The organism is Alphaproteobacteria bacterium, from assembly GCA_018667735.1.
Lineage (GTDB): Bacteria > Pseudomonadota > Alphaproteobacteria > Rickettsiales > JABIRX01 > JABIRX01.
The window spans coordinates 14,907-41,382 of the sequence record JABIRX010000006.1 but is presented as its reverse complement, the minus strand read 5'-3'; the positions used below and the strand labels follow the sequence as shown (position 1 = coordinate 41,382).

At 31.9% G+C, this 26,476-nt stretch carries 27 protein-coding genes and 1 pseudogene; 14 read left to right on the top strand and 14 right to left on the bottom strand.

What is annotated here, in order from left to right; genetic code table 11:
• On the top strand, window positions 1-1,070 hold a 1,070-nt coding region (locus HOH73_00665; GenBank protein ID MBT5827384.1), incomplete at its 5' end, for a HAMP domain-containing histidine kinase.
• A complete protein-coding gene (locus HOH73_00660) occupies window positions 1,067-1,588 on the top strand; it encodes a response regulator (GenBank protein ID MBT5827383.1) in 522 nt (173 codons plus the stop codon). The genes HOH73_00665 and HOH73_00660, both read left to right, overlap by 4 nt.
• A gap of 1 nt (window position 1,589) precedes the next feature.
• Here HOH73_00660 and lysA read toward each other — a convergent pair whose 3' ends face one another.
• Together lysA and argH are read right to left on the bottom strand one after the other, a co-directional pair.
• The gene (gene lysA, locus HOH73_00655) at window positions 1,590-2,837 is read right to left on the bottom strand and encodes a diaminopimelate decarboxylase (protein MBT5827382.1); all 1,248 of its coding nucleotides are present in this window, start codon (window positions 2,835-2,837) and stop codon (window positions 1,590-1,592) included.
• Window positions 2,838-2,938: 101 nt separating this feature from the next.
• Window positions 2,939-4,333: an argininosuccinate lyase gene (gene argH, locus HOH73_00650; protein ID MBT5827381.1), complete on the bottom strand. Its 1,395-nt coding sequence runs from the start codon at window positions 4,331-4,333 to the stop codon at window positions 2,939-2,941.
• A gap of 53 nt (window positions 4,334-4,386) precedes the next feature.
• Here argH and HOH73_00645 point away from each other — a divergent pair, with 53 nt between their 5' ends.
• The gene (locus HOH73_00645; protein MBT5827380.1) at window positions 4,387-4,956 is read left to right on the top strand and encodes a TlpA family protein disulfide reductase; all 570 of its coding nucleotides are present in this window, start codon (window positions 4,387-4,389) and stop codon (window positions 4,954-4,956) included.
• Window positions 4,956-5,204, top strand: coding sequence for a BolA family transcriptional regulator (locus HOH73_00640; GenBank protein MBT5827379.1), 249 nt, complete (start codon window positions 4,956-4,958; stop codon window positions 5,202-5,204). Before HOH73_00645 ends, HOH73_00640 begins: the two co-directional genes overlap by 1 nt.
• Before the next feature lie 138 nt (window positions 5,205-5,342).
• On the opposite strand, the pseudogene HOH73_00635 reads toward HOH73_00640, so the two are convergent.
• Window positions 5,343-5,559: pseudogene (locus HOH73_00635) on the bottom strand (phosphotransferase).
• 500 nt (window positions 5,560-6,059) lie between these two features.
• Window positions 6,060-6,731 (bottom strand): glutaredoxin 2, encoded by a 672-nt coding sequence (gene grxB / locus HOH73_00630; GenBank protein MBT5827378.1) that lies wholly within the window; start codon window positions 6,729-6,731, stop codon window positions 6,060-6,062.
• Window positions 6,732-6,896: 165 nt separating this feature from the next.
• On the opposite strand from grxB, the gene HOH73_00625 reads away from it, so the two are divergent.
• The 4 genes from HOH73_00625 to HOH73_00610 all read left to right on the top strand — a co-directional run bounded on the left by HOH73_00625 (window position 6,897) and on the right by HOH73_00610 (window position 11,478).
• Window positions 6,897-8,213: a hypothetical protein gene (locus HOH73_00625; protein MBT5827377.1), complete on the top strand. Its 1,317-nt coding sequence runs from the start codon at window positions 6,897-6,899 to the stop codon at window positions 8,211-8,213.
• Window positions 8,191-9,660, top strand: coding sequence for a glycerol kinase GlpK (glpK, locus tag HOH73_00620; protein MBT5827376.1), 1,470 nt, complete (start codon window positions 8,191-8,193; stop codon window positions 9,658-9,660). The genes HOH73_00625 and glpK overlap by 23 nt, the downstream gene beginning before the upstream one ends.
• A 6-nt stretch (window positions 9,661-9,666) precedes the next feature.
• A complete protein-coding gene (locus tag HOH73_00615; protein ID MBT5827375.1) occupies window positions 9,667-10,923 on the top strand; it encodes an anthranilate synthase component I family protein in 1,257 nt (418 codons plus the stop codon).
• A gap of 339 nt (window positions 10,924-11,262) precedes the next feature.
• On the top strand, window positions 11,263-11,478 hold the full coding sequence (locus tag HOH73_00610) for a hypothetical protein (protein MBT5827374.1): 216 nt from the start codon (window positions 11,263-11,265) through the stop codon (window positions 11,476-11,478).
• Window positions 11,479-11,725: 247 nt separating this feature from the next.
• Here HOH73_00610 and HOH73_00605 read toward each other — a convergent pair whose 3' ends face one another.
• The 8 genes from HOH73_00605 to HOH73_00570 all read right to left on the bottom strand — a co-directional run bounded on the left by HOH73_00605 (window position 11,726) and on the right by HOH73_00570 (window position 17,140).
• Window positions 11,726-12,283 (bottom strand): heme-binding protein, encoded by a 558-nt coding sequence (locus HOH73_00605; protein ID MBT5827373.1) that lies wholly within the window; start codon window positions 12,281-12,283, stop codon window positions 11,726-11,728.
• A gap of 49 nt (window positions 12,284-12,332) precedes the next feature.
• Window positions 12,333-12,704, bottom strand: coding sequence for a DUF2237 domain-containing protein (locus HOH73_00600; GenBank protein ID MBT5827372.1), 372 nt, complete (start codon window positions 12,702-12,704; stop codon window positions 12,333-12,335).
• Window positions 12,705-13,756: 1,052 nt separating this feature from the next.
• A complete protein-coding gene (locus HOH73_00595) occupies window positions 13,757-14,221 on the bottom strand; it encodes a hypothetical protein (protein MBT5827371.1) in 465 nt (154 codons plus the stop codon).
• A 67-nt stretch (window positions 14,222-14,288) separates the two neighbouring features.
• Window positions 14,289-14,678, bottom strand: coding sequence for a phosphoribosyl-AMP cyclohydrolase (gene hisI, locus HOH73_00590; GenBank protein MBT5827370.1), 390 nt, complete (start codon window positions 14,676-14,678; stop codon window positions 14,289-14,291).
• On the bottom strand, window positions 14,669-15,868 hold the full coding sequence (locus HOH73_00585; GenBank protein ID MBT5827369.1) for a GTP-binding protein: 1,200 nt from the start codon (window positions 15,866-15,868) through the stop codon (window positions 14,669-14,671). The genes hisI and HOH73_00585 overlap by 10 nt, the downstream gene beginning before the upstream one ends.
• A gap of 121 nt (window positions 15,869-15,989) precedes the next feature.
• Window positions 15,990-16,352 carry a DUF393 domain-containing protein gene (locus HOH73_00580; protein MBT5827368.1) on the bottom strand — a complete coding sequence of 121 codons (363 nt, stop codon included), beginning with the start codon at window positions 16,350-16,352 and terminating at the stop codon, window positions 15,990-15,992.
• The gene (locus HOH73_00575) at window positions 16,345-16,497 is read right to left on the bottom strand and encodes a DUF2256 domain-containing protein (GenBank protein MBT5827367.1); all 153 of its coding nucleotides are present in this window, start codon (window positions 16,495-16,497) and stop codon (window positions 16,345-16,347) included. Before HOH73_00575 ends, HOH73_00580 begins: the two co-directional genes overlap by 8 nt.
• Window position 16,498: 1 nt before the next feature.
• A complete protein-coding gene (locus HOH73_00570) occupies window positions 16,499-17,140 on the bottom strand; it encodes a hypothetical protein (GenBank protein MBT5827366.1) in 642 nt (213 codons plus the stop codon).
• 270 nt (window positions 17,141-17,410) lie between these two features.
• On the opposite strand from HOH73_00570, the gene HOH73_00565 reads away from it, so the two are divergent.
• Window positions 17,411-17,743 carry a hypothetical protein gene (locus tag HOH73_00565; protein ID MBT5827365.1) on the top strand — a complete coding sequence of 111 codons (333 nt, stop codon included), beginning with the start codon at window positions 17,411-17,413 and terminating at the stop codon, window positions 17,741-17,743.
• Window positions 17,744-18,220: 477 nt separating this feature from the next.
• Here HOH73_00565 and HOH73_00560 read toward each other — a convergent pair whose 3' ends face one another.
• Window positions 18,221-20,128, bottom strand: a complete 1,908-nt coding sequence (locus tag HOH73_00560) for a hypothetical protein (GenBank protein MBT5827364.1) — start codon at window positions 20,126-20,128, stop codon at window positions 18,221-18,223.
• 142 nt (window positions 20,129-20,270) lie between these two features.
• Between HOH73_00560 and HOH73_00555 the strand changes: the two genes are divergently transcribed.
• Entirely contained in the window at window positions 20,271-20,507 is a 237-nt protein-coding gene (locus HOH73_00555) for a hypothetical protein (protein MBT5827363.1), read from the top strand.
• On the opposite strand, the gene HOH73_00550 is transcribed toward HOH73_00555, so the two are convergent.
• Window positions 20,508-21,725 (bottom strand): tyrosine-type recombinase/integrase, encoded by a 1,218-nt coding sequence (locus tag HOH73_00550; protein MBT5827362.1) that lies wholly within the window; start codon window positions 21,723-21,725, stop codon window positions 20,508-20,510.
• Window positions 21,726-22,031: 306 nt separating this feature from the next.
• Here HOH73_00550 and HOH73_00545 point away from each other — a divergent pair, with 306 nt between their 5' ends.
• The 4 genes from HOH73_00545 (at window position 22,032) to HOH73_00530 (ending at window position 26,064) form a co-directional block, all read left to right on the top strand.
• On the top strand, window positions 22,032-23,210 hold the full coding sequence (locus HOH73_00545; protein MBT5827361.1) for a hypothetical protein: 1,179 nt from the start codon (window positions 22,032-22,034) through the stop codon (window positions 23,208-23,210).
• 127 nt (window positions 23,211-23,337) lie between these two features.
• The gene (locus HOH73_00540; GenBank protein MBT5827360.1) at window positions 23,338-23,541 is read left to right on the top strand and encodes a helix-turn-helix domain-containing protein; all 204 of its coding nucleotides are present in this window, start codon (window positions 23,338-23,340) and stop codon (window positions 23,539-23,541) included.
• The gene (locus HOH73_00535; protein MBT5827359.1) at window positions 23,531-25,228 is read left to right on the top strand and encodes a hypothetical protein; all 1,698 of its coding nucleotides are present in this window, start codon (window positions 23,531-23,533) and stop codon (window positions 25,226-25,228) included. The genes HOH73_00540 and HOH73_00535 overlap by 11 nt, the downstream gene beginning before the upstream one ends.
• A 167-nt stretch (window positions 25,229-25,395) precedes the next feature.
• Window positions 25,396-26,064, top strand: coding sequence for a hypothetical protein (locus tag HOH73_00530; protein ID MBT5827358.1), 669 nt, complete (start codon window positions 25,396-25,398; stop codon window positions 26,062-26,064).
• Window positions 26,065-26,476: the final 412 nt, after the last annotated feature.

The window sequence follows — 26,476 nt, the reverse complement described above, 5'->3', positions numbered from 1 at the left end:
TTTGCTCTTGTTTGACTATCCCAAGTCCAAAACTGTATCTGAAGTTTATATCTGAAAAGTCTTCTTCAAAATTCATCATCTCAGACCATGAAATGGTAATCATTGAGAAACAAACTAGGATTAGTAATAAATTACTTATTTTCTTATTTTTTGACATAGCTATATTTACCGCTCATATTTTTATTGCAGGTGGCATCAATAACCCCTTTATTTCTTTATATATCTTACCCATTATTTTATCTGTTATAATGCTACCTAATTTTATGGGTATTAGCCTAATTATATATGCCATCTTCTTTTATAGCTGTTTATATTTCTTTTATATTCCATTCCAATTTACAACCAATACGCCTCCCTTAATTTTCTATAAATTTCATCTATTTGGCATGCTTGTATCTTTTATCTTGGTTGCTTTAACCGCTAGTTTTTTTATTTATTTATTAGTTAGAAATTTACGCCAGAAAGAATATTTAGTAGCACAAGATTATCATTTAAAATATCTTGGTTTACTTGCAGCTAACACAGCGCACCAGTTAAGAACACCGCTTAATTCTATAGAGTTAATCGGTGCTGAATTAGCTGAAAAAATTACGCCAAAGAAGAATTTCACAAGATTAAAAGAGCAAGTAAAGCGAGCTAATAATATAATTAATGATGTAGTTAAATATAGCAATAAAGCAGATAGTAATAAAAAACACCTCTTAAACGAAGTGCTTTTAGATATTTGCGCCAAATGGGAAAATTATTTTCCTAGCTGTAAAATTACAATTTCGTCAAAAATAGAAAGTAATTATCATATAATTTACAGCGATGATATTGCTTATGCATTATATAATTTATTTGATAATTCACTCAATGCAGGGGCTAACCATATTAAAGTAGTTATTATTAGCGAAAAACAAAAAGTAACCATTCAAATTAGTGATAATGGGGCGGGCTTTTGCAAGAATTATAAATCTGGTTATGGGCTATATTTAAGCAAATTAACTTTAGCAAAAATTAACGCAAAACTAAAAATTTCTAAGCTAAAGCCAGCAATTATTACCATAGATTTACCTATTAAAATATGAATACATTACTTATTTTAGAAGATGATGAAACTTTAGCCCAACTATTTAAAGCCGGCTTCATTCGAAAGGGTTTTGTTGCTTACACAGCATATAATATTGAACAAGCAAGTAGCTTGCTAGAGCAATATAATTTTACACATGCGCTCTTAGATTTAAATATTGCGGGTAATTCTTCACTAAATTTTATTGAAACTCTAAAAGACAAGGACGATAATATCAAAATAGTCATGCTAACTGGCTATGCTAGTATTAACGTTGCTGTTAGTGCTATTAAGAATGGTGCTCTTAATTTTTTAACAAAGCCAGCTTCCGTTAAAGAGGTTTTAAATGCATTTTTAGATGGCAAGCAAAATGAAATAGAGAGCTTTACTAAAACCAATCTAAAAAAACTTGAATGGGAAAATATTCAAAAAATATTGGAAAAGAATAATTTTAATATTAGCAAAACTGCCACGCAACTAAATATGCACCGCAGAACTCTACAAAGAAAACTACAGAAAAACTACCATACTAAATAAACTATAATTCCAAGCTAATCATTTCATTGTAATCAGGCCTTCTTCTAATAACATTATAGTCACTGCCTGTAACCAGAACTTCTGGTATTAAAGGTCTGGTATTATATTCATTAGCCATAACCGCACCATATGCACCAGCAGAGCGTATGGCGATCAAATCTTCACTTTCTAATAGTTGAAATTGTAGATCTTTATGAAACACATCTGTAGTTTCGCAAACAGGACCCACAAAATCATAAAGTTTTTGCCCTTTACTATGTTTGATTACGGGAACAAATTGATGCTTTGCATCATATAAAGCAGTTCTCATTAAATCATTCATACCAACATCAATAATTGCGAATTCTTTTGCTTTAGTTTTTTTAATAAAATTTACTGAACCAATTAAAATGCCAGCATTTGCGGCAATCATTCTACCTGGTTCAAAGATAAATTTTTTATCTTCTAGTTTAAATTCTTCTACTAATTGATTGATTAATTCACCATATTTTACTGGTTCTATTGTCTCATTATCACCATATGGCACTCCCACACCGCCACCTAAATCTATAGTAGTTAATGCATAATTTGCTTCTTCTAGCTTTTGTATAAATTCAAATAATTTTCTGAAAGCTGCGGCAAAAGCAGATAAATTGTTAATTTGTGAGCCAATATGTACAGATAACCCCTTAAAGTTAACATGCTTGGCCTTAGATGCTAACTTCACCGCTTCTTCTGCCATATCTAAATCTATACCAAATTTATCCCCCTTCTTGCCTGTAGAGATTTTTTCATTACCACCAGCTCCAACATTAGGATTCACTCTAATAGCAACTGGAGCTATCATGTTCATTTCTTGTGCTATTTGATTTATTTGCTCTATTTCTTCGCATGATTCTGCATTAAACTGAAAAATACCCTTCTCTAAAGCATAAGCTATTTCTGTCGAGGTTTTGCCCACACCTGAAAAAACTATTTTACTACTTTGCACTCCAGCTTTTAAAGCCCTAAAAATTTCTCCTTGTGAAACTACATCGGCACCAGCACCTTGCTCTGCCAAAAGTTTTAATATCGATATATTACTGTTAGCTTTTACCGCAAAACAAATTAGCTTTTTATTTAACTTTAAGGCGTCTGACATAACTTTATAATGTCTAATAAATGTGCTTGCCGAATATAAATAAAATGGAGTACCAACTAGCTTGGCAATATCTGGAATTGCGACATCTTCTGCATGTAATATATTTTCTTTATAATTAAAATAATCCATTTACTTCCTCTTGCTGCTTAATGTTTTTCTGCTCTGGTATATATAATACACCCTTTTTACCACAGGATATAATATTAAAAATTAATAATATAATGATAAATTTAAACATATTTCTTTTTTGCCTCTTTTAACGCCACCTCAACTTGCAATGGTGCCGTACCTCCATACGAGCTTCTTGATTTAACCGAGTTTTCTACAGTTAAAACAGAATAAATGTCTTCTTTAATTCTGGGCTCTATTTTTTGCATATCCTCAAGTTTTAAATCTGCTAAATCCACTTTATTTTGCTCTGCTAATTTGACTAATTTGCCAGTGATATGATGCGCCTCTCTAAAAGGAACTTTGAAATTTCTCACTAAATAATCAGCAAGGTCTGTAGCGGTTATAAAACCTGACGCTGTGGCACTTAACAGATTCTCTGCTTTTACCTCCATATCTGTAACCATACCTATCATAGCTTTTAACGCTATTATAATAGTATTATGACTATCAAATAAAGGCTCTTTATCTTCTTGCATATCTTTACTGTAAGCAAGTGGCAATGCCTTCATTGTAGTTAGTAAAGACATTAAATTACCATATATACGCCCAGTTTTACCTCTAACCAACTCTGCTGCATCTGGGTTACGCTTTTGTGGCATTATTGAACTACCAGTAGTAAAGCTATCTGACAATTTAATAAAATCGTAAGCTTTACTAAGCCAAATGATAATTTCTTCGGCAAAGCGACTTAAATGACTAATTGCTATAGAGGTATTGGCCAAAAAATCTAAAGCAAAATCGCGATCAGAAACACTATCTAAAGAATTGTTGGTTGGCTCTTTAAACCCTAATAATTTGGCCGTTTTATGGCGATCAATTGGAAAAGAAGTACCAGCTAATGCCGCCGCTCCTAGGGGGGACTGGTTTAATCTGTTATTTGCATCTTCATAGCGTGATAAATCTCTAGCTAACATTTCTACATATGCATGTAAATGATGCGCAAAAGTTACTGGTTGTGCGGCTTGTAAGTGAGTATATCCTGGCATAATTGTTTCAAGATTCTTCTCAGCCAGTTTAATTAAAGCAGAAATTAATTCTTTCAGTAAGATTATAACTTCAGAATTTGCTTGTTTTACATATAATTTAAAATCAGTAGCAACTTGGTCATTTCTGGAGCGTGCGGTATGTAATTTACCCGCCACATCTCCTATAATAGCTTTTAATCTAGCTTCTATATTCATATGAATATCTTCTAATTCAGCTTTAAACTCGAATTTACCAGTGCTAATTTCCTCTTTTATTTGCTCTAAGGCGGTAATAATTTCTGCTGCTTCTTGCTTGGTAATAATTTTGCAACTAGCTAGCATGGTAGCATGCGCTATTGAGCCCTTTATATCTTGTTGATATAATTTCTGGTCGTAAGCTATTGACGCATTAATATCTTCCATCACCTGGCTAGGTGCTTTTGAAAAATGCCCTCCCCACATTGGGTTTGCTTTTGAATCTTTAGTCATTTTTTTCTTTATAATTTATATTTTAGTAATTATATTTCCTGTAAAAATTTAATATGGCTAAAGAATCACAGAATTTTACTATAATTTCACTTTTTGCAATAATTTTAGCCTTTACAGGTTACATAGTTTATAACAAGCTTTTTAAAAAAATCGAGCTAGAAAGTTACGATATTCCAAAAGCTGAAATTGGTAGGATCTCCCCACCCGAACCTTTGCCTTTATTTAATTTCACTGATGAGAATAATAAATTAATTAATATAGAGCAATATAAAGGCAAAGTATTAATTATAAATTTTTGGGCAACCTGGTGCCAGCCATGCGTTAAAGAATTACCTCAATTTGATCAAATGATTGAAATTTTTGGCGAAGAAAATATGGCTATTATCCCAATCTCAATTGATAGCGCAGTGTCTTTAACTCGATTAAAAGAGTTTTATCAAGAGCATAATATTAATAATTTAGCAATATATAGAGACTTGGGTTTAAAAGCTTATGCAGCTGTTATGTCTTATGGCGTACCCACAACCTTGATAGTTGATCGTGACTTAAATGCACATTTAAAAGTATCTGGTTATTTAAATTGGGAAGATCCGCAAATTATGAATTTATTAAATAGCTTATAATGTATCAAAATATTATTGAAACAAAATTAACTCAGCAGCTAAATTGTAGCGCATTAGAGGTAATTAATGAATCACATTTACATGCAGGTCATAATGGCTTTTCTGGCGAGGGTGAATCACATTTTAGAATCAAAATTTCTGCAACAGAATTTAACCAGCTCTCACGCGTTGCAATACATCGTAAAATCAACAGCATTCTTAAAGCAGAATTAACTGAAATTCACGCTTTAGCAATTGAAATCATTTAATTTCTATAGTTAGTCTAATAAGATTTCATCCATTATGGCAGACCAAAGCTTAGAATCTTTATTATCCTTAGCTTTAATAGATAATAACTTATAGCTTGCTTTCCATAACACCATAGCTCTTGCTCTTACCCAAACATCTTACTCTAAAGATAATCTGGATTTAAATAGATCTTGAGATTTACCCTTAAAAAATTCCAATATAACGCTAAATCACAAGCTGGATCACCCACTGCCACACCTCCAAAATCTATAATTGCATTTATTTTTCCATTTTTAAGCAATATATTTCCTATAGCTAAATCTCCATGTAGCCAAACTGGCTTTTTTCCCATTGTGATTTTAAAGCTTGCTCCATGATAAATATTGCTTTCTGGCTGTTTATGCTTGTACTAAATTTTTTGATCTTAACTATAGCATCAGCATAAAAAAACTTAAGCCCAGCTCCCCTGCAAAAATTATGCTTACCAGCTGGAGGATCATTTTGGGTGTTAATTTCATGTAAATCATTAATAAGATCAGCAATAGCTTGACTATTTCCGCTAAATTTAACTTATTTCTTTCAATTAAGTTCAAAGACTCACCCTACAATCACTCATATATTGACCAATTATATGGATAAGCAACTGAAGACTGCCCAAGATGTAGCCGCTTTAGGTATTTTTAATGAAATATTCTTAGCTAATTTTGGCAACCATTCATACTCTAATTTAACTTTTCCTGCATATTGTGGCGCTATAGCCATTCTAATTAGTAAATTATGGCCTAAACGAAAGCTACGATTATCATGCCCTTGCTGCTGAACAGCAACTATCTTTAAATCTTTATCAGGATGCAGCTAAACTAAAAATCCATTTGCTAAATTGCTATTTTATCATGTAATTCTACTTTAGCAAAATCTGCCATAAATTTGCGATATGCAGTCAATTTTGGTCCATATTCCAAATCTTTAATTATAGATAAACTTCTAATTACCGCATATAAATGAATATCCATTAACGACAAATTAGCACAAACTGACTCACTATTATGCAAAATATCTTCTAATTTAACTAATAATTTATTTACCTCCTTAATATAGCTGGCTTGCTCAGCTCTATGCGCCGCAAAAGAGCCTATATATAACTCTTTTTTATGTTGAAAATAAGCCCTAGAACCCTTTGTTGCAAACTCACCCAAGAAGCCCTTGCGCTCAGAAACTAAAAGCCAAGCTGGCATCGCAAGCTTGTAACTATATTCTTTTATCTCAATTAGCCAATTTGCTATTTTACCAATATCTAGCTCTTTTGGTTCAGTTAAAATTTTAGCACCATAATTCTGCTCTATATGATTTATGATATCTAGGCTTTCAGCCATATAATCGCCATTTTCTGTGGCTAAAATAGGCACCATTTTTTGCCCTATCATCTTTATGGGCAAAGCCTCATCATCATTTAACAAAGTTACTAATTCAACCTTCACATTCTTAAAACCAAAAATCATTCTAGCTTTAACACAATAAGGGCAGTGATCATATATATATAATTTCATAATTTAAACTTGATGTGCTTATTAGTTAATAATTAGATATTAAATAAGTTTAGCAAGAAAATTGTCAAAATTTATTAAAACTTCTTAAATCATACTGTTTATAATTTAACTTTTGCCAATTGAAAATTAAGCCTTACGCTTAAATATAACTATAACTTAAAAGTAATGCCTAAATTCAGCTTATATTTAATTTTTAGCATAATACTCTCTGGCTGCTTACATGGTGAAGCAAAATATGACAAAAATATTTTAGCACAGAAAGTCTCTTCCTCGAACCTAAATATCACACAAAGAGCCCAAGAGGCATCCTCACTAAATCTGGCCGAAAAAGAAGTATATTTTTATCAGAGATTTAAAAAAAACTTTATAATTGAACCTAATTTAGTTAAAAGATACCATCATTTAAATAGCAGCAAAATAGAAGCTCATATAGATGAGTCGTTACTATTTCTTGGCTATTTAGCCCTGCGCTATCAGGCTACTGAGGAAGAACAATATCAGAAATTAGCACATAATATTATCAAAGGAATTTATTATCTAGAGAATCTTGATGGTTTTAACGGCTATTTGCCCAGATATGTTATTAAAAAAGGTGATACATTCACCATTGCTAGCGAACAAATTGCAACTAATAGTTATAGCTTATTAGCTTTTGCATATTTACTTGCATATCAGAATTTTACTGAGCCTAAAATTAAAAATATGCTCTCCAAACATTATACCACCATCATTAAATATATTTTAAATAATAACTTAGAATTAATAGAACCCGATGGTTCAGAAGTTGAATTTGGCAAATTTAAGGCAAAATTAGACCCCTCTAAACAATTAACTGGTCTTGCCTTCTTTGAGGTTGCAAATATTTTAGTTAGCAATGACAAGATCAAGGCAGCGCTACAAGATAAATTAGATAATTTTTATCGCAAAAAATATCGCAAGAAAAACAAAATCACCTATCTACGCCTTTTTGGCTTTTGGGACCTTGCCTCTACCTCGTCTAATTGGCTAAATTATTTAAAATTATACACCTCTATAAAAGCTACAAATGACGAAGTTTATAAAAAAATCTTTGCTAAGTTATATCAAAATTTAAAGAAAGAGCAAAATATCTTCTATGACTTGCTTTATTATGACATCTTCCAAGATAGTCCTCAAAGCTTAAATTATAGCAAAAATATTTTAGCCAGCTTTCCCTTAAGCCTTAATAATCTAGAAATCATTAATACCGGAAGAGAAGGAGTGAAAACCACAAAATTCACTAATATCATCAAAAATAAACGCTGGCTAGAAAGCAAACAGCCTTTACCTATTTATGCCAGACCAAGTACCTATCATGATTGGAAACGCAATCAATTTAGAGTAAATGGCAATTATAATGGCCAAGGTAATGTAGAGTTTTCTGGCTTAGATTTTCTTCTAGCATATAGCTTTTATCAAAAAAATTTAAAATCAAATCAAGATGGATCTAATTATAGCAATTGACCAAGGAACCACCTCAACTAAAGCGCACCTTATTAACCAAAAAGCAGAAATAATTTACACTGCGCGAAAATCTATCTCCCTAATAACTCCAAAAGATGGCTGGGTTGAACAAGACCCTGATGAAATTTTAAACTCTGTAATATTTTGCATAAAAGATGTTTATCACAAAGCGCTAAAATTAAATTGCAACATCTTAACTATTGGACTTACAAATCAACGCGAAACTACTTTAATTTGGCACAAAAAAACTGGCAAAGTAATTTATAATGCAATTAGCTGGCAAGATAGCCGGACGGGTAATGAGCTTAAATCACTCACTAAAAAAGAACAAGATTACATTACTGAAATTACTGGCTTAGTCCCTAGCCCATATTTTTCTGCCAGCAAAATAAAGTGGCTTATTACGCATAAATTAAAGAATAAAAACCTAGAAAATTATGCGCTTGGCACCATTGATAGCTTTATAATTTATCACTTAACTGGTAAAAAAACTCACGCAACAGACACTTCCAACGCTTCAAGAACCATGCTTTTTGACTTAAGAAAACTGGATTTTGATGCTAAATTACTCAAAATGTTTCACGTGAAACATTGTATGTTACCTCAAGTAAAAAACTCTATGGATCATTATGGCACTTTATGCCCTAGCATATTGGGCGAAGAGCTAGCTATAAGCTCAGTTATAGGTGACCAACAAGCAGCAACAATTGGTCATTGTTGCTTTAATGAAGCGGATGCTAAGGCAACTTTTGGCACTGGTTGCTTCATTATGGTAAATACTGGAAAAAAGATCCATAAATCTGAGGCCAAATTATTAACTACTATTTTATATAGCAAAAAAAATGAAGTTTTTTATGCTCTAGAGGGCTCAGTATTTTATGCTGGCTCTGCTTTAAATTGGGCTAAAGATAAATTAGAATTATACTCTGATTTTGCTCATGCAGAAAAAGAGGTGGCACAATTAGAAGATAATGGTGGAGTTTACTTGGTGCCAGCTTTATCCGGACTTGGAGCCCCCTATTGGCAAGACAAAGCTAGAGGAGTAATTATTGGTTTAAGTCATAATACAAGCAAAGCACATTTATTGCGCGCCACTTTCGAAGCTATTGCTTACCAAACTCATGACTTATGTGCGGCACTTAAACAAGAAGGCTTTGGCTTAGATAGCTTAAATATAGATGGAGGTATAGCTTCTAATAATTGGTTTAACCAGTTTCTTTGCGAAATTTTAGCTAAGGAAGTTTATAAACCATATAACCTAGAGCTTACTAGTATGGGCGCCGCTTATTTAGCTGGCCTGCAAACTGGCTTCTTTACATCCTTTGCAGAGCTTAGAAAACTACATAAAATTGAACAAAAATATACACATAATAAAATTAGCGAAAAAACCAGAAAAAAATATATCTCTTCCTGGAAAACTGCTATAAGTTTTGCAATAAAAGCGTAAATTGCCGTGAAATTTAGACATAAATTAACTTTTAACAGCCCGTTAAATCTAGCCAATGCTATAAACAGACAATCTGACTATGTAGCATTTTTATATTCTGGTGCAAAGCACTCATATAGTGGCACAAAAAGCTATTTAGCATGGGGCGTAGAAAAGCTTACTACATCTAATAGTGAGCTAGAATTAGCTTTAACAGAGTCTAAAGATGTTGTTGAAAATATGTGGTTTGGTTATTTTGCTTATGAATTTAATCATGCGAAGCAAGAAAAATTAACTATAGCAAAGAAGAGTCACTTGAACAACGATGAATTACTGTTTTTTAAACCGAAAAATCTTATAATCTTTGAGCATAACACTAATATCGCGAAATATTACAGTGTAAATAACACAAGCCTAGATATTAATGAGCTAGTTCCACAAGATCATCATTTTACTATCAATAATCTTAGCTCTAATATAAGCCGCACTGAATATTTAGCTAAAGTTGTACAAATAAGAGAAGATATTAGTGCAGGTAGTTATTACCAAGCCAATTTAACTAGAAAATTTTATGGCGAAATTTCAGGGCAGGATAATTTTGCTATTTTCAGCTCTTTATGTAAAGAAAGCCCGGCTCCATATGCAAGCTATTTAAAATTAGCTGATTTTGAGGTTATTTCTTCATCTCCCGAACGCTTTATAAATATTGATAAGTCAGGTTTAGCTAATACAAGACCAATTAAGGGCACTATTAAACGCACTTCAAACAGTAAAATAAAATTAAAGAAAAGCCGCAAAGACCAAGCTGAGAACTTAATGATAGTTGACTTAATGCGCAATGATTTAGGTAAATTAGCAAAACTTAACTCTGTTACCACTGACAGCCTATTTGACATTGATAGCTTCAGTAATTTACACCATATGTCTTCCAGTATCTCAGCGCAAAAAAATAGCTCATCATTAGCCTTAATTACCAGCTCTTTACCACCTGGTTCCATGACTGGCGCTCCAAAAATTGCGTCCATGCAGGCTATTACAAAATTAGAGTTGCAACAAAGGGGGGTATATTCTGGAATTATTGGCTATTTTGGTGGAGATGGCTCAGCAGATTTCTCTGTAGTAATTCGTACTATAATTATTCAGGGTAATTATTTTGAGTTTCAAGTTGGTGGAGGAATAATATATGATTCAGAACCAGAAAAAGAATTATTAGAAACCTACATAAAAGCTAAGGCTATATGCAAGACTCTTAACATAAGTGAATTAGAGCTAGATAATCTGTAAGCTAAACCTCAAAACCAGCACTTAATTGCCTAATATTTATAGGATATGCTTTTGTAGTAAAATTAGTTAATTTTAGCTGATTACAGGCAATTTTCTCAAGCTATTTTAATGATCTGGCTAAATGGCCAAACCTGCGCTAGAATTTGGTAATAAAGAGCCTAAAGAAATAAGAGGCAAGCCAATAATTAACGCTAATTTAAAGGCTTAATTATTACTTTTTTATCGAAAAAAGCTGCAGGCAAATTGCAAATAAAAAGCTTAGCTTTTTAACGCCATTTAGCTAATGATTTCCTACCTCCAAAAAGAGGTTGTGGAACTGATAAGGAGTGTGTAGTTGGAATGATTGAAAGAGGTGGCAAAGTTAAGACTAAGCAGCACTCTAACAAAGAAGGAAGTAAACTGGATTGCAAATCATTGCATTCTATTCTTTTTAAGAATATTGGCCCAAAATCTACAACTTTGATGACTGATGATTTTAGAGGATATAAACCATTTAAAAAGGTTGTTTCTCATTTATTAGTTAATCACAGCAAGATGATAGAAAAAAGCTATTAAAGTGCGAAATACACAGAAAATATACCACCTTACCCCCCGAAATATAACTAAAGAAAGATAATAAAAGCGTTCTAGCTAGGTAGCTAGAATTCAATTTATTTCTAGATTTTTTTATTAACACTATAGAAAAGGCACATAATATCTTATATATGAGAGTGATGAATAAACAAACATTAGGAATTTGCAGCCTTAACTGCAAGATATACCAACCAAAATAAAGTTAAAACTCAGATTTAAGCATCACTGTTTAATTTATTAATTCTAACATTATTTCATTACGGCGCAAAAAAGGCAAAGTCCATGGCGGATTATAAAAGGCAAATAATACGCTCTCTTTAACCCTTAATTCATTAATTTTTACATAATATCTTAATTCTTCTAGCGCTTCTTTTAGCTTACCATCAGAGGCCAGGCCACTAAATCTAATAACTAGATATTTTCTTTTATTTAGCTTCCTTAGCTTAATTTCTGGATTATTTACAGCTGGTAAAGCGGCATACGTAAATTTGCTTGGCATTATAAAACTAATATTCCATGCTTCTTTGGCTTCTGGTGTAAAATCTGCTTTTGCTAAATATTGCCTTACTGGCGCTGTCATAGAAATTTTAATATTTTGTTCATTATTACCAAATATATAATCAGCTAATATACGGAAAGCTGAGCTAGCGGCAGCTTTTCTTTGTCCATGCACCGTCACCTCTGCGATAATATTTGCTTCATAATTTCTAATTTCAATATTATTTTCTTTAGTTAAAACCTGGTATTTAGGCTCTTCTGTTTTACTAAAAGCTGGTTTAAAACTCATATTTACCAATATAATAAGAATAATGATTCTATAGAAATTTTGCTTCATTTTATTGAATATAATGTTTTTCTAATTTTTCCTTAGCGATAAAGTCAAAAACTTTTTCATTTGTAGCTTCCGCCTTGATCGGTGGAGCAACGCCATTTTCATATGCTTCCATCCACCTTAAAGCGCATAAGCACCATGAGTCTCCAGCTTTCAAACCTGGAAATTGATATTCTAACCTTGGTGTAACCAAGTCGTTCCCTTTTGCCCTGGAAAATTCTAAAAACTCATCTGTAACCACAGCGCACACCACATGTGTTCCGTGATCTAGTTGATTAGTATGACAAAAACCATCTCTAAAAAACCCTGTCATAGGAGCGTAGCAGCATGCTTCTAATTTAGCTCCCAAAATGTTCTTAGCCTCTTTTTTACTCATAGCAGATAAAAATATAGTGATTAATATTAACGATATTAATTTAGTTAAATTTTTCATATTTATAATTTAGTTAAGCCTGCTAAATAATAATCGATAATTCCATTATAATTAAGCTAAGAAATAAGCGCAAGATATGTTCAGTAAAGTCATCAGAATATCCCAGCCTATATTAGAAATTAACAGCTAATTTAAAGCACTATTTACAATAAATATGACTAAATTAGTATAAATAGCAAAATTAAGAAGTAGCTACAAACTTATCTCTTTTTAGCTCCTATGGCTTCTCAATTTTACTAAAATTATTTTCTATTTATGCCAAAAGCCAGCATTTTATCTATAAATTATCTATTTTTAGTTTGCTTTATCTTAATCTTAGTATTTTCGTCAAACTTTATTTAAATGCCCTTAACAGAACTAAACCAAAAAATTTAGAATAAAGCATATTGTCTTTTCTCCATGTAAGTGAAATTTGCTTCAGCTCTATTAGCATCTAATAATTTACTGCAAATATTCTACCATTCACCTTAGAAAATAATCACCTTAATTTAGACTACTAACTTTTCTTTTATTTTTGTTGTAAATTAACTACTCTTTTTCCCAATATGAGAATGTTAAAAAAACATAAAGCGTTGGATTCTCAGTTAATAGTTAGAAAAATTACATAATTTTATTTAACAGGGGTATATTTCTCTCCAGCTAAATAGATCTTCTAATTATTCCTTTTTTACTTAATATTTGGTCGCTAACTATCTTGCTTAGCTTTTTACCTCTTTTTACTAAAAACTTACATAATGCCGAATCCCATCTATAAAGCTAATTCTCTTCTGCAATTTTTTTCCATAAATTTTACCTTGAAATTTTGCATTAGCAATAGCTAGCCCTGCAATTCTAAGGCAAAATTTCTAGCACAAAATTCATTGAATATAATCATCCTTACAAATGAGACTTGGTATAACAACAAAAACTATGCAAAACATTACTCCATAACCATAAGGGTGGCTCTAGCCGCATAATCTATCTTATGCAATTAAGCTTAGGGGGTTGCAAAAATATTAATTTTTAAATGGCAGTGAAGAATGATGTAAATCTATTTTTAATTGACCAGAATATTTTTTATAAGAAAAGCTATATTCTACCATTACCTCATTATTATCATAATCAGTGAAGAAACAATTACCCATAACTAAAGCTCTATCTTCTTCTAATATCATGCGCGCATCATCTGCAAATCTAACCTCCTTCCATGGGGTAATAGCAAAACCTTTATCTTCTTCATAATTTGGATTACCACCAATAAAATAAGATAATGCAGCCTCTCGATTCGCTCTAAATTGCACTCTTGCAGCCTTGGTTGGTTTAAATAAAACAGGACCTTCTGCAAAAGCGTATAATTGATCTATAAATTTGTGGCTATATTCTTTACATAAATCTAGATTACCCTTAAGCGAGCCTATCTTTACAATACCATCTGCCCATTTTTTTTGAATTTCTTGTATCTCAGCTTTCTTTATTAACATAATCTTCTTTCTGTAATCTATAATAAATTTCTCTCATTATTATTTAAAATATTTTACTTTGGCAAGCTTATTTCATTGGTTCACTTATTATTTCTATTTCTTCACCCCTAACCGCATAATAGAAACAATTTGGCCGATTAGTATGGCAGGCAGGTCCTATTTGCTCTACTAAAACTAAAACTGTGTCTTTATCGCAATCATAGCGAAACTCTTTTAGAGTTTGAAAATGCCCTGAAGTTTCTCCTTTACGCCATAATTTTTTTCTTGATCTAGACCAATAACAAACTTTATTAGTTGCTAAAGTTTCAGCAATAGCGTCTTTATTCATCCAAGCAAGCATTAAAACTTCTTTGCTCTTATGCTCTTGCGCTATTACTGGCACTAAGCCCTTATCATTATATTTTATTTCAGCTGCTATATCTTTTTTCATATTAACCTTATTGCTAATTAACTCCATTTAGGAAAAGGGTCTTTCGCATTTAACCATTTAGCTTTATTTTTAGCATAATCAGTAATTAAACACGCATCAAGCTGTTTTCTCATATCTTCTTCATCCATTTGCTTCACTAGTCCAATAAAAACTATTTGTTGCCTTCTATCGCCATAATCTTCATGCCAATATTTTTCAATAGCTTCTTCAAATTCAGCTCCTGCTGGCCACCTCTCTTCCGGCACCGCAGCTAACCACTGACCTATTTTTTCTTTACGCACAAATGCACCAGCCTGTGATAATTCTACTACAAAATCTGGCTGTGTGGCAAGCCAGAAAAATCCTTTAGACCTAATTACACCAAGCCACTCTTGATTAAAAAAATGGTGAATCTTTTCTGGATCAAAAGGCGCTCTTGCTTCATATACAAAGCTTGAAATACCATATTCTTCTGTTTCTGGTTTATGATCTTTAAAATTATTTAACTCTTGCGCCCATAATGGATGTTGCTGCGCTTCTTCAAGATTAAAAAGCTTGGTGTCTATCACTTGGTTAATGTCTATTTTTGCCTCTTTAGTCTCAATAATCTTAGCTTTTATATTTAGGCCACGAATTATTGATTTTACTATTTGGAGCTGTTCTTCTGAAATTAAGTCTATTTTATTCAATAATATAACATTAGCAAACTCTATTTGCTCAACTAACAAATCTACTAAAGCTCGATCATCTTCTTCACCAAGGCTTTCATCGCCATCCTTTAAAAAGTCTGTAGAGCTGTAATTTCTTATCAAATTAGCGGCATCAACTACTGTTACCATAGTATCTATTTTTGATACATCTGCTAAGCTTGCACCATTTTCATCTCTAAAATCAAAGGTGGTTGCAACTGGCAAAGGCTCAGATATACCAGTACTTTCTATTAGCAAATAGTCATATTTATTTTTAGCAGCTAATTCTTTTACTTGCTCTAATAAATCTTCTCTCAAAGTGCAGCAAATACAGCCATTGCTCATTTCCATTAACTTTTCCTCTGTTTTTGATAGCTCTGATCCGCCTTTTTCTATTAAATCAGCATCTATATTTACTTCGCTCATATCATTTACAATTACTGCTACTTTTTTACCTGCACGGTTATTTAAAATATGATTAAGTAAAGTGGTTTTTCCTGCGCCTAAAAATCCAGACAAGACTGTTACTGGTAATATATTGCTTTGCATTATTTTCTGCCTAAAAATTAAGGGTAAATGTTATAATATAACAATCTATTTAGCAAATAATTTATAATTTACTCCATATATATGCTTAAGATTATTAATTACTTAAGTGGAATTTAAGCTTTTATTTTTCTTTTATAGTGCAATATGTAGTCTCATTATAACGATATTTAGCAAAGACAAAGTAGCTTATTTTTGCTACTTGCTTAATAATTGGCAAAGCAATTATTTTACTTAAAATATGCCATTTTGGCAAAGCTGACCAAATTACAATAAAGCCATCTATACCTAATTTTAAATTTCCTTTTTTATCTTTTACATGCAATATTTTGAGCGCAGCTTTAAGCTCTATTTGTTCTTCCTTAAGAATTTCTTGATTTTGTGTAATATCATACCAAAGAAAGGTATTTTTTGGCGCTATTTTCATGTAATAGTTAATTTCTTTACTACATAATCCACATTTACCATCATAAAATATTTTAATCATCTTTCTTAATTTTAGTATTTTTATTGTTGCGACATCTTTTGGAGCAATATTTTACTTCGGCCCAAACTTTCTCCCACTTCTTACGCCAGTTAAATGGGCGTTTGCATATTATACAAGTTTTTTCAGCTAATTGATTTTTTTTCATTTTAATCTGGTTTATAGATTGGCAATGATGATGAAAGTTGCTGTATGTGGTTTTTATAGCCTACTCGCTGTAATGCTGCGGCTGCCAGATTAAAATATTCTACCCCTATTTCTGTTTCCAAGATATTTTTAGGTAGAAGCTGCTTTTGCAGATATTTTTTACATGAATTAACCATTATTTCTGCATCATCTATATGTGTATTACCTTTATCGGTACCACTTACTAAGGCCTCAAAAATCATAACTTCTTCTGTGGCTGCAGTAAAATTATCGGCAGAAAATGAGAATTTTAAATTTGGTTTTAGATGCAATAAATTTTTAAAAATATGGGTCATTATGGGCAAATTAAGAGCCAGAACTTGAGCCCCCGCTCCCGCCGACCATGGTCTTCTACCCTCCCCTTTTCTGGCTTTGGTTGCTAATAATAGATCGGTCCTTAAAGGTACAAATAAGGGAGCTTCTAAGCCTAAAATTAAACCATTATTTTCACATATACTACTTAATACAGGGTATAATTTTAGCAAATCAGCGCCTTTGTAATATTTGTTATGCAAAGCATCATAAACACACCAACCAATATTACCTAATTTGGGAGAACCAATGTCAATAACACAGATAGAATATTGATTTAGTAATTTAGTCATTAATTTTATTAATTAGTTAGCGCAACCAATAATAACAGTTGTTTTTGTGAATACAGCATTAATATTTTATTATCTTAAAGTATTTCTTATAACTAAACATAGAACATATTTGCTCGTTATTATTCAACTGTTTTAAAGGTGAAACCTATATTAGATTCCAAGCTGTGGCTTTAATCTGCTAAAAACTCAATTAAAACCATAAAAAACTAATACTGCTTGAACTAAGTTACATTTTATGTTATCATCTTAATTAATTTAATGGTATTTATTATGATAGCTGAAACTTTATTACTTAGCGCAGCAGGCGGAGTTGTTAGTGCAATGGCAAGTTATGCAACCAAAACAGCAATCGAGCAAGTAGATCCAGCAACCATAGCAGATTTGGAAAAAACTAGTCTTAAAGCAGAAAGGCAAGAGCAACAGAAGACAGAGGCAAACATAGAAAATAGTGGCTTAACAGCCAAGAGCCCAAAAACCTCTAATCCAGATGATGACACCCAGCTAGACCAAGCAAAAAATTCTAGTTTAACTAAAAAAGAAGAGCTGACATTTGCAGAGAAAGTAGAGGCTGGAAGAGCTAACCCGTCAAGTCACACCAGGTAACTTGAGGTGAATTGGGTGCAAAGGCCGACCCAAAGTCTGGCGCAAGCCAGTTTGAATAGCGCCCTAGAAAAAAGCATAGCGATTATCCCGTTCAGGCTGAAGGTCAAGATAGATTAAGCATGCTGTCTGATTGAGTATATACTTGATATTGGTTGCGGGGGCAGGATTTGAACCTACGACCTTCAGGTTATGAGCCTTAAATAAGTGAAATCTCTTTAATTCTCATTCAATCTTTTTATGTCTCTTGGGGTTTGAATTCTATAGCTTCTATTTTCTTTTATGATCTATTTAGATCTTTTGAAATCTTATTAAGTTGCGGCATTTTTACGGCACTTTAATTTTTTCTTACAGGTGAAATACCTTAAAAGTTATTTGAAGTGTTGAAACTCGAGGAACATTTAGAACCCCACTTTAAAGGAAATTACTTTCACTAAAGACAAAATATACCATTAATTACAATAATAAATTTATTTTTATCTATCTGCTGAATCCGTCTCCCTTACCTTTTCCCTGCTGTTCTCTTACCATATCAGCAAATTTAGGGTCGTGATCCATGGCTTCTTCTAGTTTTCCTTCTTTTAAAAGGGAGTTAGTGGTTGGTCTTCTATAATGAGGCTCTGTTTCTCCCATAGATACACCTGATCTTGATAATTGCTCACCTAGTGCTTTATGTTCTGGAGTGTGTTGTTTTTTCTCTTCTGGTAGGGTTAAACCAGATTTCTTTAGTTCTTTTTCTACATCAAACCCATTTTCTCTAGCTTGATCTAAATAATGTTTTGCTCCTTCATTTTTCCCTTGTGATAGATACAATTCTCCTAATAAATATTGATATCGGTTAAACCCTCCATCCGCAGCTATTTTTAATTGGGGCTCTGCCTGCTCAAGATTCCCTTCTTTCTTTGCCGCTTTACCTAGAGAGCCTACTGCAGATAAACTACCTAACTCTGCTGCTTTTTCGGTATATTCTGTATCTTTTCCTTTGCAAAATTTATTAAAATCCATATCTGATGGTTTTTCTACTAAATGCTCTACTGCTTCTTTATATGGAATATGAGGATCTTGCATCCATTCATAAGCTGTAGATAGATAAGTGCAACCTCTGCTACTTCCCATATCTGCACATTGGTTTGCTGCTTTAAAGTGTTGTTGTGCAACCTGATCAAAGTCTTCACATTTTCCTCCTACTGATGGCATTTGCATTATGACCGCACTTGCCTGACATAAAGCAGATGCTTTAGCAGGAGTAGTAAAATTTTCTGTATATTTTTCTGCAACTTCTCTTGCATAACTTTCTGTATGATCTTGAATTTGTTTAAATGTTACATTCCCTGAAAGACCAAAATGTTCTTCCAATACGGGAGCTAATTTTTTTATTTCTTGCTCTCTATCTGTTTCGTTTAATTTATTTAAATGACCCGTAATTTTAAACTTACAAATAGCATAATATCCTTCAGCATCTATCCTTTCTCCTTCTGACCTATTTCCATCCTTCGTTACTTCTGTGAATCCACCTATTTCTTTATGAATATTAGCCCAGCCATCCTTGCTATAACTAGAATTTATATATTCCTTTATTAATGGAGAATTAGGGTCTAATCCATTTTGTGATAAATCTCTAACTGAGGCTATTTCTTGTTTTAATATATCTAGTGACTTTGTATCGTTAGCGTGTAAAGGAAAATGATTCCTTGCTTCTTTTACAAAAGATAAGGGGTTATGGGTTTGTAGGGACTCCATATCTTGGGATAACCCACTACTATTTCTTCTAGCAAGAAAACCAGAATTAGATATTGCCACATCAATAGAAACAATGTCACCACTTGGTAAAGATATTTGAGGAGGTTTTTCATCTCCTATACCAAAGCTAGATAAAGAGCCCTGTGTACCAAAAAGTTGAGGTTGATCACTATTTCTAAGAGTTCTATCTGTTAAATAGCAACAAAACCCTCCATTGGCTCCATCCTCCTTCATTAATGATAACATCTCACTCTGCCTTCCTACTACTCTACTGTCTGATAATTTATCTTGCCATGTAGATGCTATATCCTGCCCTGTAATATCATAATTTTCTGCCTTTATCCTCGGAGTTATATTTGCGTCTAAATGTTGTACACACAAAAATGCTGCTGTTTCTACAGCTAAAGCATCTTTTTGTGATAATCCTATTTTTGTTAATTTGTCTTGAGACGGCCATCCATACTGATCTGTATATGATTTTAGGGTTTTATAATTTTCTTCTACCATTGTAGAATATTGTGCAAAATGCTCTTGTGCAGGATGCTTTCCACTTGTATCTGGAAAATAATCAGTTGTTCTAGTTTCTACTATAGAAACTAAAGCCTCTCTTTCTGTAGAATTGGTAATATTCCTTAGTGATTCAAACATATATTATCGGAGTATTTTAATTATAAAATAATTGTAACATTTCTACCGCAAAATTAGAAATAAAATTTTACTTTTATTCATTTACAATTGCAACTGCACCGCTTTGATTGAATGGGTTGTTAATCTAATTGAATATTTTACTATGAACGATAAAACCCAAGCTTTAAACGAAGAAATTAGTCTTTTTAAATCCCAAATGTTGCAGGTGAATAAAATTATATCCAGCTATGAAAGTGACTTAAATCTTGCCCGAGAAGAAGTCCATATTTTAAGAGGATCTTTTGCAACTTTAATGAAATTAATGAATGCTGAATTAATTAATTCTCTGGATAAAAATACTTCTCTATTGGAGAAAATAGTTTTTATGAAAAAAGATTAATTATTCCCACCAGAAATCTTGCTTTTCTGTATATTCTTTAATCTTACTCCAAGCTCTTCCTATTGAATCACGTTGAGCTTCCAAGCTTGATCTTGCATAAGTTTCTGTAACATTTTTATTCTGATGACCTAAAATAGCACTAATTATAAAGGGGTTGCTTTCTGTTTGGTTCAGATATGTAGCTAAAGTTCTCCTAATATCGTGAATTGTTAAATCTTCTATTTTTGCATTTTCTAATATTCTAGCCCAACCTTTTTTAGGGTCTTTATAATAACCACCTTCTCCTTTCCCATGAAATACATAATCGCTTTTGATTTTAGATCTTTCTTGTAATTTCTTTCTAAACCTCAGTATTTTTATTACATCTTCTACCAATGCTATATCTTGATTTCGTCCTGGCTTGGTTTTGTTTTCTAGATGTAATTGTAACTTAGGGATATTAGCATCTAAATTTACATCACTCCATTTTATTTTAAGAATATTGGTTTTCCTAACCCCAGTTAAAAGAGCCACCATAACAAAATCTTTTACTGTTTGGTTATGCTCTTTTGTTAAAGCATCAAAAAATCTTGGGATCTCATTAGTTTCTAAAAATCTATCTCTAGATTCTTCCTTAAATTTTTTAATTCCTTTAGCTGGATTAAACTGAAGCCTCTCCCAGTAAATTGCTTTATTATAAATTGCACTAATCCTTTGAATTACTCTATTAGCATGCGTTCTACCTGAATTTTTTCCTATTTTATCATGAAGCTCAATTACTTCTTGTTTGGTAATGCTAGCAGCTTTTCTATGAAACCAGTGTTTTGCATGCTTATTTATTTCTGCCTCATCGTGACTCCAGCTATCTTTTTCCTCTTTTGCATATCTATTTAAGAATTCTGTAAATATTTCTTGGAACGTCCTTTGGCTAGTAGTTTTATTATCTAGGGTAGATAGGTATAGATTTTTAGAATTTCGTATTACAGTGATCGCCTCCATAGCTCTTGACCTTGCCTGAGATACAGTAACATCTGGAAAATCTCCTATTAATATTCTTTTATCTCTTTTGTTACGATCACGCCTTCTAATGGAAAAGCTTTTTCTACCTGTTTTTCTAACAATTACTGATAAGCCAATTTGCTGAGTGTCGTAATATAAAACTGATTCCTCAGTTGGAGTTAAGTTTTTAACTTTATCATTAGTTAATAATAAAGATCTTTGTCTAATTTTATGCGCCATATCTATAACCAAAATAATTAATATTGGAGATAGATGCTAGATAATGTTTTTAAGTATTTGAAGCGATATGGATAGCCTCGGTATAGGTTAGGGTTAATTATTATGACATTGACTACATCTAATATAGATAACTGGTTCATGATATTATTTCTAGAGTATTATTAAAATATTACTCTCAATCAAAACGTGACTGTTGCAATTGTAAATGAGCAATTTTTACATGGCTTATCTATAATAATGGTGGCTTTTATTGTCCTTAATCTGCTAAAATAGATCGTTTACCTAATTTTTAATGTGTATTGATTTATGTCTAGCTCTTTAAAAGATTATAATAGATTTGGAAGCCTATCTGAAGCCACTTATGAGATAAATATTCCAGAAGATAAGATCAAAATAAAAACGAATCCAAGATATTATGGAATCATTGAGCTGTTTAATAAAATAGGTAGAACTCAAATTAAAAATTGGGATGATGAAGATAAATTCTCTCTTTATAATATCCAAGAATATGTACTAGATCTTATTGATGAGGCTTATAATAAAATAGCCAAGTTACACGAAGAAGGAAAGGATATATCAGGGTATTTGTTTCTGGCTAATGATTTAAGAGGCTCTAAAAAAAGCTCTATTGATTATTTAAAAGACCGTATAAATGATTTTGAGGATAATAATTCTTGTAGCGATATTACAGATTATATATCTCAATTTGTGGATAATATAGGTAAAGATTATTTATCTGATGATCTATTTATAGAGCTCTCTGAGAGTTACAAAAGATACCATTCTGTATTACAGATCCTAAGAGATCTTATTAAATCTAATAAATTAGAATTTAAAATAAAATATTCTGATATTGAAACAATAAAGGAATTTGATCCTAACAAATATGATGATTTATTTATAGATCCTTTAAATTCTTACGTGGTTGATAGAAATCTAACTATTTGCAATAATCTTTTAGTTTCTAAAGATGAATTCCAAACATACATAAAAAGTGAATTCTTGGAAATAGTTGGAAGAAAAAATATGGATATTAGTGATGTTAATGATGAAAGAAGAAAACATGGAAAGATGCATGCTGAGAAGGCACCCACTAGTATTCTAAAGAATGCTGTAATTAATCATATGCAAGAAATCATAGCTCCAATAGTAACAGAAAAATGGAGTAAGAAAACATCAAATAATAAAGGAGAGTTAGAATATAAATATAATGAAGACCATACTGTAATGACTGATTATATATTGGAATATATTGCTAATTCCAATAATGAATCTGAATATCTTCTCCAAGATGACAAAGGAAATATTTTTAACCTTAAAGAACAATATATTTGTTTTGCAGGTGGTATCAAACAGGAAAGCAAGAAATACCGCGGGATTAAAAAATTATTTAAATCTGTAGAGGGGCATGTGCGAGAACAGCTTATTGAAATTGCTAAGAAAGCACCTGAATATAAGAAAAGAAATTTAATCAAAGGAATCTGAGAAAAACTAACCCTTACCCTAGGTTAGGGTATCACTACAAATTGAAAGATTATGAACAAATGGTAAAAATGAGGCTACGAATTTAAGGAATAATTCGTAACTTTATTAATTATTATTTGAGGTAATCATGCCAAAATCTGATGAAATTCTAACTCCTGAAGAAGTAGCAGAAATATTAAAAATATCTCCCAAGCAATTAGCCCAATGGCGTTATTTGGGAAAACATAAAGATCTACTTTATTTCCATTGTGGTAGAAAAGTTCGCTATAAATCTTCTGACATAAAAGCTTTTATTAACAGAAATTATATAGAGGCCAATCATGGAAAATAAAAGTAAGAATCCTGAAGTATCAGCGGCTACTCATACTCCAGAAAACATATCTAAAACTAATGACAATTCATATAATGCAAAAATAAAGTCATTGATGGGGCGTTATATTGCCTATGCTGATTCTTTATGTGGTGACAAAAGAACGAACTTCTTAAATAATGAGGGAGGAGCTTACCATATTGTAAAAGTAATACTCCGATATGATTTGAGTTTGATTAAAACCAATAACCAAATATTTGTATTTTTAGGTGATGAAGGAGCTTGCACTCTAGATTCAGAGCAATTCTATGATTTTGTAATAAGTAAATCCTTTGAATATGAATTACATGCTATGAGCTATGCTACTATAAAGACTGGAGCTAGATTTATTGAGTCTCTAGCTCGTAGAAATAGTGTTAGCACAGAATCGTTTATTAGGGTTGGAGAAAAGGACGGTGATCTATATTTAGATTTGATGGATGATAAATTACGAGCTGTAAAAATCACTTCTGATGGCTGGGATGTTATTGATAATTATGATGTAATGTTTCGGCGTAATTCATCCATGAAAGGGCTTTTTATTCCTGAGAAAAATGGAGATGCTAATTTGCTTCGTAATTATATAAATTATGGCAGTGAAGAAAATTTTAGATTAATTCTTACTTGGATAATCCATACATTATTTCCCCAAAAACTAGTTGGTTCTAAAGTAATTTTAAATCTATCTGGAGATCAAGGTTCGAGTAAAAGCACAACCAGTAAAATTATTAGAAGTCTAATTGATGATAGCCATACTCCTCTTCCATCAATACCAAATAATGAACGAGATTTAATGATTGTTGCTAATACTGGCTATTATTTAGGATTAGATAATGTTTCATTTATAACCCCTAAAGTATCTGATAGTTTAGCAAAGATCTCAACTGGAGCTTCTTTTGCTGCAAGAAGATTACGTACTGATTCTGAGACTATACAATTTTCTGTATCCTCTCCGGTAATTCTAAACGGTATCAGTGAAACTATTATTAATAGAGGTGATTTAGCTGAGAGGTCAATTATAATAAAACTTCCCAAGCTTGAGGTAAAAAAGAGTGATGCTTATTTATTAAATAATTTTAGATCTGATGCACCTAAAATTCTAGGTGGGATTCTTGATATTACTGCTAAAATATTAGAAATCTTACCTGAAATAAAAATTGATAATTTACCTAGAATGTCAGATTTTGCTAGAATAGGAATAGCTCTAGATGAGGTCTACCCTTCTTCTTATAAATATTATGAAGGCTTTGAAGAAGCCTATAGTGAGAACCTCATGCAATCTAATTATGACAACATAAACAACTCTCTTTTAGGAATAACAATTATGGAATATCTAAAAGTAGGTTTTAACCCATTAGATGGGACTCCTACTGATGTTTATGAACAATTAGAAGATCATTACACTCAAACCCACCCATTCGTTGGTAATGAATTTCCTAGAAACTCAATCTCCTTTTCTAAAGCTCTTACCAGATTAACTCCTAGTCTTGAAAAAGTTGGTATAGAGGTTATAAAAAGTAGAGGAAAAACTAGATATACAAAACTCTTTGATAAGAATTCTGCAATTGTACCAAGGGAAGTTGTTAATGACCCTGTTGAAATGGCAGAAAAGAGAAGGAAGTTTAAATTAAAGAGTGATTTGAGGAAGAAAAAGAAAAAATTAAATTAGTAAAAAGCGCTCTAATGAATATCAAGGTAATTATTTGACTGGTAAAATGGTGTAGAGTGAAATATTCCTGTTTGAATTTATCTAGTATTTCTTTTGATTTCTTATTGCACCAAGGTTATTAATGTAATCAATAAATCTCATAAATTAAAACTCATCTTTAAAAAGTTATGAAAAAGGCTCCTCTCTTTTTGGTAAAATTTGGAAAGGAAGAGCATATAGATGATCTCATGAAGGGGAATATTTATATGAATACAGTTAGTTTCTTCCAAAAAATAAAAGATAACAAAATTCGAGGTGATTCTTATGAAAATAATACTTATTTAGCATCGCCAAAGGAAAGCAATATTATGATTAATGGTATTGTAATCAAAGATATAGTGCAATCAGTTGGCATATATAGCCCTAAAGATGATAATAATAAATATACGCACCTTTTTTCAGCATCAGCGGTATATAAGGAAGATGCATTAAATGATGGAGATAATATTTTTGATAATCGAGTGAAAGAATTTGGTGATACCATATTGGTGATTCACAATTTAAATGAATTTTCTACTCGGTTGAATCGAGCAATAAAGAAATCCGACTTTTACACAATATCTGCTTCTAATGTTGAATATCTTCCCTCTTTTTTTGATGGAAAAGTAGATCTTTTTAATAAGTTAGATGAATATGCATGGCAGAAAGAGTGGAGACTAGCTATTGGCTCGAATACAAAAGAACCTTTTAAAATTAATGTGGGGTCAATAGAAGATATATCTAAAAAAATAAAAATTTCTGAATTTAAAAATAAAATGGTTGAACAGAATAAAGAATTAAATTTTTATTTCTCTTAGCTTTTATATTGCTAGGGCGTCGTTACGTCGGTTGCATCGAGTAAATTGGCTTGATTAGTTTTTATGTGGCAATGTTAATATAACCGACTTCTTTGTAGATGAATATAAAGTGGCTAGCACAATATTTACCTAACGGTCGTTACAAGATTCTTATTAATAATGAACCCTTGTATCCGCTTGATTATTAGAAGAATCTAATTTTTAAAATAAAGAAAAATCTTGGTATAAAATTTGGAATGAATTCCTTTAAAATCTCTTAAAAACTCATGAGATCTGTTAAAGTTGCGGCATTTTCGCGGCATTATTTTGATTTGGGAGTTTTGGGGTTTTCGTGAAACCCTTATGGAAACTGGTTGCGGGGGCAAGATTTGAACTTACGACCTTCAGGTTATGAGCCACATAGACATCATAT